Raw genomic sequence first — 12,493 nt, forward strand, 5'->3', positions numbered from 1 at the left:
ATGTCAGTAGTTAATGGTTTATTAAGCTTCTTTACGGGTAAAAACCCAATCACTGCCTTTAGACATTTCAGCATTATATTGGTAACCCGCTAAATCGAAACCTTTGATGTCTTCAATATTAGTTAACTTATTTTGTATAATATAACGCGCCATTAAACCACGCGCCTTTTTGGCAAAGAAGCTGATTATTTTGTATTGACCGCTTTTCCAATCTTTAAAGGTTGGTGTAATAATACTTGCATTGAGTAATTTAGGTTTAACTGATTTAAAGTACTCTGTAGAAGCTAGGTTAATCAACACCTCTTCATTTTGCTCCGCAATCACTTTATTCAATTCGTTAGTGATTATGTCACCCCAAAAGTGATATAAATTTTCACCTCGACTATTACCTAGTTTACAGCCCATTTCTAAACGATAAGCTTGCATTAAATCAAGTGGCTTTAATAAACCATATAAACCTGACAATATTCTGAAATGCTTTTGTGCAAAGTCAAAATCTTCATTACTAAAAGATTGCGCATCAAGACCTGTGTATACATCACCGTTGAAACTTAAAATAGCTTGTCTTGCATTGTCTTGGGTAAAAGGAGTTGACCACTGGCCAAAGCGTGCTGCGTTTAAACCAGCCAATTTGTCACTCAGCTTCATTAAGCTAGCAATATCACTTGGCGTTAATTTAACGCATTCATCAATTAATAACTGACTTTGCTCAAGTAAGGTTGGTTGAGTAAATTTTTCTGTTGTAAGTGGAGATTCAAAATCTAATTTTTTAGCGGGAGAAACAACAAGTAACATATTTAGTGCCGATGATTAAAATTACGTAATTAAAGTTAATATATCATAAGCTTTACCCTATTCAATAGCCTTTAATCATGTCCATTTTAATCGTTATTGGTGAACACGAATATTTTATATAAATTCGATTGAATGTCTTGATAACTAACTTATATAACTAGCTTAGCAAGGGTTACTAGTTGACAAAATTAAAACACCCGTTTAGTTTAAGTTCCTGATAAATAATTATGTTGGTTGTGAAACAATATGGCGAAATACATCATCAATTTTGCACATGCTAATGGTTTTCCTGCGGATTGTTATCAAACTTTTTTCAGTTACCTACCGTCAGATATAAAAGTTATTGCCTTAGATAAATACGGTCACGATCCTAAAAAACCAGTAAATCATAACTGGCAAGCACAAGTAGAAGAGCTTATTGCTTATGTAGAAGCACAACAAATTGAGTCTAACGATTACAGTAAAGTCATCTGCCTTGGACATTCATTAGGTGGCGTTATCTCTTTTATTGCTTGTTGTCAGCGACCTGATTTATTTAAAGGCTTGATCATGCTCGATCCTCCAGTATTAAGTGGCGCTAGTGCAATGGTGGTAGGAATGTTAAAAAAAACTAAATGGATAGACAAATTTAGCCCCGCAGGTAAAGCTAAAAATCGCAGAACACACTGGCCATTAACTACAGATATAAACTCAGCTATTAGCTCAAATATAAGCTCAGATATAGATATAAGCTCCACCCTAAAAAAAATCAGCGCTAGCTTTGCTCGTAGAACTTTATTTAAAAACTTTGATAGCCGTTGTTTAACTGATTATATCCAACATGGAATTTGTCATCGTAATAATCAATTAGAGTTAGTATTTGACGCACAAATTGAAGCGGAAATATTTAGGAACTTACCGTCAAATTTATCTCGTTATAAAAATAAATTAACTATACCTGCTGTTTTAATACACGGTGAAAACACTGATGTATTCCCACATAAAATGTTCCATAAGTTTGCCAAGTTAAACAAAAATATAGCGCTGCAAACAACCCCAGGCGGACACATGTTTCCATTAGAAAGTCCTGAAGAGACCGCTAAATTAATTATTAACGCCATTAAATATTTTCCCAATGACTAGGGTCTGTTGATCTTTCGAGATTACTTTTACAGCAACTTGTTTGGGTTTCTTTGTATTAAGAGAAGACAAGGCAGAGTATGTGACGTGTAGCTGGCTACTCGAAGATACGATAACCTAGTATAATTTTCAAACAAGTGCTGCCATTTAGGGTTCATTTAAAACGAATTTACTCATTGTTACCCGCTTTTTTAATAGAATGACTATGATACAAAGCTCGCGCCGCGATTAAATTCGTTTTAAATTGAATAAATTTTAACCTTGAAAGATCAACAGACCCTTATATTATTGATTAATAACCTGCTTAACAAAACTAACTGTTTAATTAATATATTTATCATTAGCTTGCTTAATTATGAAGTCATTTTAATAATAGCGACTTATTATATTATCATGCTAATCTAGAGTAGGAATGAGAGTGTTACAATACTTTGTATATTCCTATTTTACTTAAGCAAAAATTAAACAGTGGAGATCAGTTCAATGCAATTATTTAGTCGATTAATTGTTATATTGTCAGCATTTGCTATGACAGCGTGTGTGACAACCAGCGACCCACTTCCTTCATGGAATGATGGCCAGACAAAAACCAATATTATAACTTTTGTAACAAAAATTACCGATAAAAACTCAGTCGATTTTGTACCCAAAGAAGAGCGCATAGCAACCTTTGATAACGACGGCACCTTATGGAGCGAACAACCTTATTATTTCCAACTAGCTTTTGCCTTTCATCAGGTAAAATTAATGGCCGACAAACACCCTGAGTGGAAAACTACCGAGCCTTTTAAAAGTGTGTTAGCTGATGACATGAAAGGTGTTATGGCAAGTGGTGAAAAAGGTTTACTGCAAATAGTAAGCGCTACACATTCAGGTATGACAGCTGAGGAATTTGAAAAATCGGTTTATGATTGGAGTACTACGGCAACTCACCCAACCACAGGAAAATTATTCACGTCAATGGTATACCAGCCTATGTTGGAGTTACTACAATACTTACGTGCTAATGACTTTAAAACCTTTATTGTATCAGGTGGTGGCGTTGATTTTATGCGGGTATTTACCGAACAAATTTATGGTATTCCTCCAGAGCAGGTGGTTGGTAGTGAAATTGACTCACAGTTTAAATTGATTGATGGCATTCCAACCATATTAAGAGAGCCGAAGTTACTATTTGTTGATGACAAAGCGGGCAAACCAATTGGTATTTATCGTCATATCGGTCGTCGGCCAATTTTCGCTGCAGGTAATTCTGACGGTGATTTAGCAATGCTTGAATACACTACTATTAGTCGTGGACCTGATGACAAAAGCCTTCGTTTTGGTCTACTAGTCCATCATACTGACGCAGTGCGTGAATGGGCATACGATCGAGATTCAAAAATTGGTAAACTCGACCTAGGCTTAGATGAAGCACCTAAACAAGGTTGGACACTAGTTAATATGAAAAATGAGTGGAAAGTTATTTACCCTACCGCTAAATAATATATGCTTTTCGATATGATACTACTCAGTTAATAATTTACTAAAAAAGACGACTGAATAAATATAGTCGTCTTTTCTTTTTTGTATAGTTTAAATATATTTAAATAATAAACTCATCAGCAAAAGTCAGTGCGCCAGCGTAACAATGCATAACAAAATCTTCCTCTACTTTTAATTTTTTTTGACTTTCCTTTATTCCAATAAAATTACTAGCCTCTATTTTTAAACACAGTTCATAACATTCACCTACTTTTCCTGAGTAACTTCCTAAAGCATCTTGTAAATCATTACTTAATGATAATTCTTTAAAAATAAATGGTAGCTCAACATCTATTAACGAATTAAATATGGAAACCAAACCTAATAAATATCCTTTATCACTTAACTCCTTATCTTTAGCTAATAATAATTCGATAAACTTCGCTCTAATCAAGCCTATTTTTAATAATTCTGACGGCTTATTTTCCGCTAAATCACCAAGCGCTAATACAGTTAAAAACTGCTTTAAAGTATCCTCACCAAGATAAATTGCAGCCTGAGAAATAGAACTGATTTCTCGTTTAGATGTCTTACACCTTAGGTTAGCAAGCCTTAACAACCTAGCAACTAAAGCAGCATCTTTTTCTATTTTTTTGATTAATAAGTGAAAATCAAAAGGCGTCTGCAGTATCAATTTTAGTAACCCTAAAATTGTCATTTGCGATGGATTAGCATTTTTATAATTAAGTAACTGAGGTTTAGAAAAATAGTACCCTTGAAAAAGATCGGCTCCTGCTTCTTTGATTAAATTAAACGAATCATAATCTTCTATCCGTTCTACAATAAGCAGTTTTTCAGGGAATTCACTTTTGAGTGATTTAATTCGCACAAGGGTAGTTTCAATGTTTTTATCAGCTTCAATTTTAATATACTGAACTTTCTGAAGTAATTTATTCCATTTTTTATCACCATCGTAATCATCTAAAGCAAATACATAATTACTTTGTATTAACTGCTCTACAGCAGGAAGCACCTCATCAAGTTGCTGAGTTCTTTCAATAATTTCCAGAACAACATCATCTGGCATGATCAATTTAGGTAATTCTGAAAGAATGGCACTTGTTGATAAGTTAATAAATAACTTCTTATTACCTGCTAAATTCTCTATTCCATAAAATAACAAGCTATCAAAAAATAACCGAGCGGTGGCGATTTCATCACTTACTTCTGTAGGGAAATAATTTGCACTTGAGTTTCGATATAATAATTCATAAGCAAATACATTTTCATTACGATCCAAAATCGCTTGTCTTGCAACAAATTGAACTTTGGTAACATCCTTCATATATATTCTCTTTAAGGCAAACAAGTAATAACTATAGTTAAAAATTAAATTAAAGAGGAAATTTTGTTCTAATTAATGTGCACGTATTTAATGGGCTTATTACTTATTATTAATACTAATTGAAATAATGAATCAATCACCTTCAAATAGCCTAAATGTTCTTCACTAAACAATAAGCAAAAAAAATCCCCACCCTTTTTAATAAAGGTGAGGATTTATGATCTTAAGGTTTAAAAATCAGTTTCTAATTAAAGAATTACTGACCTTTAACTTCTTTAAGACCGTTGTACGGTGCTTTGTCACCTAGAGCTTCTTCGATACGTAGAAGTTGGTTGTACTTAGCAACACGGTCAGAACGGCTTAAAGAACCCGTTTTGATTTGACCAGCAGCTGTACCAACAGCTAGATCAGCAATTGTTGCATCTTCAGTTTCGCCTGAACGATGAGAAATAACAACTGTGAAACCAGCGTCTTTAGCCATTTTAATAGCCGCTAACGTTTCAGTTAAAGAACCGATTTGGTTAAACTTGATTAAGATTGAGTTAGCAATACCGTTGTCGATACCACGCTTAAGGATTTTAGTGTTTGTAACGAATAAATCATCACCAACTAATTGGATTTTGTCACCCATTAGTTTAGTTTGGTGTGCAAAACCATCCCAGTCAGACTCGTCAAGACCATCTTCGATAGAAACGATTGGGTATTTGTTAGTAAGATCTTGTAAGAAGTAGTTAAACTCTTCTGAAGTGAATTTTTTACCTTCACCTTTAAGGTCATAGATGTTTGCTTCTTTGTCGTAAAACTCAGATGCTGCACAGTCCATCGCTAATGTGATGTCTTTACCTAGTTCATAACCTGCGTTTGCAACAGCTTTTTCGATTGCAGCAAGAGCAGCTTCGTTAGACTCAAGGTTAGGCGCGAAACCACCTTCATCACCAACTGCAGTTGAGTGACCGTCAGCTTTAAGTACTTTAGCAAGGCTATGGAATACTTCAGCACCCATACGTAAACCTTCACGGAAGTTAGGAGCGCCAACAGGTTGGATCATGAATTCTTGGATATCTACCGAGTTATCAGCATGCTCACCGCCGTTGATGATGTTCATCATTGGAAGAGGCATAGAATAAACACCTGAAGTACCATTTAAGTCAGCAATGTGAGCGTATAAAGGTGTTTTTTTAGAAATTGCAGCAGCTTTAGCATTTGCTAAAGAAACAGCTAAGATAGCATTAGCGCCAAATTTAGCTTTGTTTTCAGTGCCGTCTAAGTCGATCATGATTTGGTCAATTTCAGCTTGTGCTAATGAGTCTTTACCGTTTAGTGCTTCAGCAATTGGACCATTAATAGCTGCAACAGCTTTAAGAACACCTTTACCTAAATAACGAGCTTTGTCACCGTCACGTAATTCTAAAGCTTCACGTGAACCTGTAGATGCACCAGATGGGGCAGCAGCTAAACCAATAGAACCGTCAGCAAGATGAACTTCCGCTTCAACAGTTGGGTTACCACGAGAATCCATGATTTCACGTGCAATAATCTTACTAATATTTGACATTACTATTCCTATTATTTATGACGCTCAAGCGACGTGCTGAGCTATAAAGTTAATTTGCTTAAATATAAAACTTAAAACCAAAAACGAAGCTCTCACTCCGTTTTTATAGTGTATTACTACTTACCTTGTTGTAAGGCAAAACTTGTTGCCACAAAGCTTTCGAATAACAAATGACCATCACGCGGAGTAGAATTAAACTCTGGGTGGAATTGGCCCGCAACAAACCACGGGTGGTCGGCAATTTCAATTACTTCAACTAAACTTTTATCGGTTGATAGCCCTGAGAATATTAAACCAGCTTGGCTTAATTGTTCACGGTACTTGTTATTTACTTCATAACGATGACGGTGTCTTTCATAGATGGTCTCACTACCGTATATTTCACAAACTTTGGTATCTTTTACTAAATGACACAATTGTGAACCTAAACGCATGGTACCGCCTAGGTCTGATTTTTCACTACGGTACTCAACCTGGCCTTCTTCATCTAACCATTCGTTGATTAAGCCAACTACTGGATATTCTGTATCTTTATTAAATTCAGTACTGTGTGCGCCAGCTAAACCTGCAACATTACGGGCAAATTCTATTAACGCAACTTGCATACCTAAACAAATACCTAAATAAGGCACTTTATTTTCACGCGCGTATTGCGCAGTTAAAATTTTACCTTCAACGCCACGCTCACCGAAGCCACCAGGAACTAATATAGCATCAAGCTCAGCTAATATACCTACACCTTTAACTTCAACATCTTGTGAGTCTATATACTTTATATTAACGGTTACTTGTTTTTTCAAGCCCGCATGCTTTAATGCTTCGTTAACTGATTTGTATGCGTCTGGTAATTCAATGTATTTACCAACCATACCGACAGTGATTTCACCTTTAGGGTTAGCTTCATGATAAAGCACTTCTTCCCATTCAGATAAATCTGCTTCAGGTAAATCTAAACCAAAACGTTTAGCAACAATTTCATCCGTACCTTGTGCTTTTAACATGGCTGGAATTTTGTAAATACTGTCAACATCACGCATTGAAACAACAGCTTTTTCTTCCACGTTAGTGAATAAAGCTATTTTCGCACGCTCTGAATTAGGAATAACACGGTCTGAACGACATACTAAAATGTCTGGTAAAATACCAATAGAGCGTAAATCTTTTACAGAATGCTGTGTTGGCTTAGTTTTTATTTCGCCGGCAGCAGCTAGATATGGCACTAAGGTAAGGTGCATAAACATAGCGCGATCTCGGCCTACTTCAAGCGCTAATTGACGAATAGCTTCAAGGAAAGGCTGTGATTCCATATCACCAACCGTACCGCCAATTTCAACCATAGCAATATCATAACCTTCAGCGCCTTCAACAACACGACGTTTGATATCATTAGTGATATGAGGAATAACTTGAATGGTTGCGCCTAAAAATTCACCTTTACGCTCACGCGCTAGAATATCTTGGTAAATTCGACCTGAGGTAAAGTTATTACGTTTAGTCATCTTGGTGCGAATAAAACGCTCATAATGACCTAAATCAAGATCTGTTTCTGCGCCGTCTTCGGTAACAAAAACTTCACCATGTTGTATTGGGCTCATGGTACCAGGATCAACGTTAATATACGGATCAAGTTTTAGCATGGTTACTTTTAAACCACGTGCTTCAAGAATTGCAGCTAAGGATGCAGCGGCAATACCTTTACCAAGAGACGATACAACACCGCCAGTAACAAAAATATATCTAGTTGTCATATTTCACCGATGTAAAAAAACAGAATTTTGTGCTTATAAGAGCTAATAACTTTAGCCTTTAACAAATACTTTTTAATTAAAGTTGTACTGCTACTGACAAAGATTACTTTCGTTAACCAGTAATTTTGAGTAGTTTTGTAGTTATTTATTGATTAAAAATAATTGGTTAAAAAAGGACTTTAGCCAACTAAGCAAGACGGGAAAGTATTATACTTAAAATAGCCGTGAACAACAAAGAATAATTTTCTTAATTATTTGCATATCAACTGACTAACCTGAGTTCTGGATAAGCAAAATGTTACCACAGCCTTAATTACCCGTATTACTGCGTTTTGAAAGCTCCTCTGCGATTAAATCCAAGTGAAATTAAATATATATTAACTCTGCAGAATCAACAGCTCCTTAGATGTAATAACTTATGTTATTATTACCTTTCATTAACTTATTGGAGTCAAGGTATGCACATTGTAATCATTGGTGGTGGTGCTGGTGGTCTTGAGTTAGCAAGTAAATTAGGTAAAAAAAGAAGCAATAAAAAATTGCGCGACCAAGTACAAGTTACCTTGATTGATCAAAATGACACGCATTTATGGAAGCCTTTATTACACGAAGTAGCAACCGGTGCGCTTGACGATGGTGTAGATGCGGTAAGTTATCGTGCCCAAGCACATAACTGCGGTTTTGACTTTCAATTAGGTAAAGTCATTAATATTGACCGTGATACTCAACAAGTAGAATTAGCACCATTAATTAACAGTGATAACGAAGTTGTACTTAAAACCCGTTACGTACCATACGATTATGTGGTTTTTGCATTAGGCAGTATTACTAATGACTTTAATGTGGAAGGTATTAGCGAAAACTGTATTTTCTTAGATAAACCATCACAAGCGATGCGTTTTCATAAAGAGTTGCTTGAATCGCTTTTAACCCTTGATGAAACCTTAAAAACAGAGCCTGATGCATCACTTACCATCTCAATTGTTGGCGCCGGAGCTACTGGTGTAGAGTTAAGTGCTGAGCTTTTTCATGCGGTAGAGGTTTTAAAAGTTTATGGTTTAAGCCGTTTAACTGATGTGCATTTAAAAGTTAACTTAATTGAAGCTGGACCTAGAATTTTACCAGCTCTACCAGAAAGAATTAGTGCAAATGCAAATTTTGAACTATCTGCCCTTGGTGTCAGTGTTTTAACAAACACTCGCGTTGTTAAAGGCCAAGCTGATGGTTTTGTAAAAGATGATGGCGAGTTAATTGCCAGTAATATGATGGTTTGGGCTGCAGGTGTAAAGGCACCTGATTTTATGAGTAATATTGGCGGCTTAGAAACCAATAGAGTAAATCAATTATTAGTTAAACCTACATTACAAACCTTAACTGATGAACATATTTTTGCCATTGGTGATTGTGCTAGCTTGCCGTTAGAGCCTAATGAGATAATTCCGACCAATAGTCGTCAACGCATGGTACCACCAACGGCACAAGCAGCGCATCAAATGGCAAGTTTAGCGTTTAAAAACTTAACTCAGATAATGAACACCAACCAGCCCTCAAGTGATTCACTAAAATCTTTTAAATATAAAGACTACGGCTCACTTGTTAGTTTAAGTCATTACTCAACCGTAGGTAGTTTGATGGGTGGGCTATCTAAGGGCTCTATGATGATCGAAGGTAGGCTTGCCCGAATAATGTATGTTAGTTTATATCGCATGCACCAATTAGCACTGTTTGGTTTTTTTAAAATGGTTTTAATTGCTATATCAGGTCGTATTAATAAAGTTATTCGACCACGTTTAAAATTACATTAAATTGTTTGTAACTGGAACAATTTACCAAAGACTATTTTTTAACTGATTTTTAATACTTATTATCAGAATATAGAGGTTGAATTACATGACTTTAGAAAAACTAAACAATACTTTAGCGGCTATTGACGAGATAAACAGTCAAGATCCTAATACGGTTACCGTAAACGGCGAAAGCCAAGCCAAAGAATTGCTTTACGGTCAACAGATGACTGATTGTTTAACGCAATACTGGCCTGACGCAAATGAGTTATTACAAATTGCCGTTCGCGCACAACACATTAAACGCTGGCAGTTAAAGCGTACTGAGTTTGCTGAAGGTAAAGCAGGATATTACCAATGGCGTATTGCCCAAGGTAAGTTTCATGCTGAATTAACCGCAAGTATTATGCTTGAGCAAGGTTACAGTAATGAAGAGTCAGAAAAGTGCGCTTCGATTTTACGAAAAGAAAACTTAAAATCAAACCCTGATACACAAACACTAGAAGATGTCGCTTGTTTAGTATTTTTAATGCATTACTTTAATGACTTTGCTGCGCAATATACTGAGCAAGATAACGAAGCTAAAATTATCCGAATTGTGCAATTAACTTGGGGGAAAATGTCAGACAAAGCTCATGATATTGCCTTGAGTTTAACCTTACCAGATCATTTAGCAGCTCTTGTAGGTAAAGCTTTAGCTTAATTAAGGCGCTATCTACACGTTTACCGCTAAGTATCTTTACTTAACGGTAAACGTGCCACGAAGATAAACGGACCTATCATTAACGCAAATACCAGCGCAGTTAATATTACGCTTTTTAACAGGTAAGCCGACCAACAAATCGACAACACCATAGTTAATAAGGCTATTCTTTTTGATTTAAGTGAAATACTGCGCGATTCTTGCCAATCACGAATCATTGGCCCAAAGGTTTTATTGGCTAGTAGTTTACGCTGTAGCCTTGGTGAGGATTTAGCAAAACATGCCGCCGCAACTAATAAAAATGGCGTGGTTGGTAGAATAGGCAACACTACCCCTAAAAGTCCTAAACCGACAAACAATAATCCTATTATTTTTAGTAATAACATTAACGAACCACGCTAAATTAACCTCGAAATACAGTAAAAGCCTTTAGCCTGTTTTATATCTCTTGCTTCCACTTGTTAAATATCGAGGTATTGTTGGTATCACGACTTTTACGAATAAGGTCATTATCCGCGCTAGTTGAGTTTTCTTGCGCAATCACTGATTTGGCCAATCTATCATAGAGTAATACATTAACTGTTGCCGCTAAGTTCATACAGCCTATGGTTGGCACATAAACAACGTCATCGGCTATATCAATCACATCTTGTTTAATCGAGCTATCTTCTGGGCCAAAAATATAAACCGCTTCTTCTGGATGAACAAAATGCGGTAACGGGGTTGCACCTTCCACTAAATCGACACAAATAATTTTAGTGGTTGCTGGAATATTATCTAACGACTCTTTCAGATTAAGAAAGCTTTCTACCTGCATTAACGGAATTTTTTCCGCCATGTTAAAAGTATCAGTTTGTAATATATTTTTATGATATTGCGCCGCTTTAGCAAAACGGTTGCCATTATATATAATTTGGTCTGCTTGATAACAACCTGCTGCGCGCATGACTGCGCCGACATTAGTTGGCGTTTTGGGGTTGGTTAGCGCGATAGTCACATTCGCTAGCTTTTGTTTGTTTACTGCTTGGGTTAGCGTACTCATAATTCTACTTAACTCTTACTTAACTTTTTTTCGTTAATTTTAACTTGTTGCCAATAACCTTCTAACTCACTCAAGTGATGTTCAGTAAAGCTTTTTCCTGATTTATTAACTTGTTCTTCAACGCCATAAAAACGTTTAGTAAATTTTTGATTAGCTTGTCGAAGCAAGGTTTCAGGATCTTCTTTGGCATGTCGACATAAGTTAACTACGGCAAACATTAAATCACCTAACTCTTCACCTAAAGCTTTTTTATCGAGCGTTTCAGCATAAAGTTCATCTTTAACTTCTTGTACTTCTTCTTCAATTTTAGCAAATACGTCGTACTTATTATCCCAATCAAAACCAACATGAGAGCAACGTTTTTGAATTTTGGCTGCTTGTGATAACGCTGGCAAGTTTTTTGGAATATCGGCTAAAATACTTAAATTATCAGTATTGGTTCTTTGCTGTCTCTCCTGCGCTTTTTCATTTTCCCAATTAGCTTTTATTTCGGCGTCTGTAGTTAAACTAGCATCACCAAAAACGTGTGGATGACGACGAATAAGCTTTTCACAAACAGCAGCAATAACACTGTCAAAATTAAACAGTTTTTGCTCTTGTCCTAACTGGCTGTAAAAAATCACTTGGAATAGTAAATCGCCTAGCTCTTTCTCAAGCTCAACAAAATCACCTTGTTCAATAGCATCAACGACTTCATAAGCTTCTTCTATGGTGTGACTGGTTATAGTGGTAAAATCTTGTTTGAGATCCCACGGACAGCCAGTTGCAGGATCGCGCAATTGCGCCATAATCCAACGTAGTTTTTCTATTGATGCTTGTTCATTTAACATGGTTATTTATTTCTTCTTTAGTAATTCTTAAGCTAATACTTAGCTATTGCTTCGATAACACTTTATAGAAATTTATTAGCGCTATTGTAATGTTTTATAAGCAGATAA

Annotated in this window: 11 protein-coding genes; 4 read left to right on the top strand and 7 right to left on the bottom strand. The window is 35.9% G+C overall.

Annotated elements, in window-relative coordinates; genetic code table 11:
* Positions 1-21: 21 nt before the first annotated feature.
* Positions 22-795: a peroxide stress protein YaaA gene (yaaA, locus tag CWS31_RS12230; RefSeq protein ID WP_101343609.1), complete on the bottom strand. Its 774-nt coding sequence runs from the start codon at positions 793-795 to the stop codon at positions 22-24.
* A 246-nt stretch (positions 796-1,041) separates the two neighbouring features.
* On the opposite strand from yaaA, the gene CWS31_RS12235 reads away from it, so the two are divergent.
* The gene (locus tag CWS31_RS12235; RefSeq protein ID WP_101343608.1) at positions 1,042-1,917 is read left to right on the top strand and encodes an alpha/beta fold hydrolase; all 876 of its coding nucleotides are present in this window, start codon (positions 1,042-1,044) and stop codon (positions 1,915-1,917) included.
* A gap of 480 nt (positions 1,918-2,397) precedes the next feature.
* Positions 2,398-3,399 (top strand): HAD family hydrolase, encoded by a 1,002-nt coding sequence (locus CWS31_RS12240; RefSeq protein ID WP_211355830.1) that lies wholly within the window; start codon positions 2,398-2,400, stop codon positions 3,397-3,399.
* A gap of 100 nt (positions 3,400-3,499) precedes the next feature.
* Here the strand turns inward: CWS31_RS12240 and CWS31_RS12245 are convergent, their stop codons facing one another.
* From CWS31_RS12245 to CWS31_RS12255, 3 genes are all read right to left on the bottom strand, one after another.
* Positions 3,500-4,723, bottom strand: a complete 1,224-nt coding sequence (locus CWS31_RS12245) for an EAL and HDOD domain-containing protein (protein WP_101343606.1) — start codon at positions 4,721-4,723, stop codon at positions 3,500-3,502.
* Between the two features lie 256 nt (positions 4,724-4,979).
* Complete coding sequence (gene eno / locus CWS31_RS12250; RefSeq protein WP_101343605.1) at positions 4,980-6,278, bottom strand: phosphopyruvate hydratase; 1,299 nt, start codon at positions 6,276-6,278, stop codon at positions 4,980-4,982.
* Positions 6,279-6,394: 116 nt separating this feature from the next.
* The gene (locus CWS31_RS12255) at positions 6,395-8,026 is read right to left on the bottom strand and encodes a CTP synthase (protein WP_101343604.1); all 1,632 of its coding nucleotides are present in this window, start codon (positions 8,024-8,026) and stop codon (positions 6,395-6,397) included.
* A gap of 458 nt (positions 8,027-8,484) precedes the next feature.
* Between CWS31_RS12255 and CWS31_RS12260 the strand changes: the two genes are divergently transcribed.
* Positions 8,485-9,831, top strand: coding sequence for an NAD(P)/FAD-dependent oxidoreductase (locus tag CWS31_RS12260; protein WP_101343603.1), 1,347 nt, complete (start codon positions 8,485-8,487; stop codon positions 9,829-9,831).
* 85 nt (positions 9,832-9,916) lie between these two features.
* Entirely contained in the window at positions 9,917-10,513 is a 597-nt protein-coding gene (locus CWS31_RS12265; protein ID WP_101343602.1) for a DUF4202 domain-containing protein, read from the top strand.
* Between the two features lie 26 nt (positions 10,514-10,539).
* On the opposite strand, the gene CWS31_RS12270 is transcribed toward CWS31_RS12265, so the two are convergent.
* Genes CWS31_RS12270 through mazG form a run of 3 tightly spaced genes read right to left on the bottom strand, consistent with a single transcriptional unit; the run spans position 10,540 to position 12,385 of the window.
* Positions 10,540-10,899: a YbaN family protein gene (locus tag CWS31_RS12270; protein WP_101343601.1), complete on the bottom strand. Its 360-nt coding sequence runs from the start codon at positions 10,897-10,899 to the stop codon at positions 10,540-10,542.
* Between the two features lie 53 nt (positions 10,900-10,952).
* Entirely contained in the window at positions 10,953-11,555 is a 603-nt protein-coding gene (locus CWS31_RS12275) for an RNA methyltransferase (protein WP_101343600.1), read from the bottom strand.
* 8 nt (positions 11,556-11,563) lie between these two features.
* Positions 11,564-12,385, bottom strand: coding sequence for a nucleoside triphosphate pyrophosphohydrolase (mazG, locus tag CWS31_RS12280; RefSeq protein ID WP_101343599.1), 822 nt, complete (start codon positions 12,383-12,385; stop codon positions 11,564-11,566).
* Positions 12,386-12,493 lie beyond the last annotated feature (108 nt).

Source organism: Colwellia echini, assembly GCF_002843355.2.
In the GTDB taxonomy this organism is placed as follows: Bacteria; Pseudomonadota; Gammaproteobacteria; order Enterobacterales; family Alteromonadaceae; genus Colwellia; species Colwellia echini.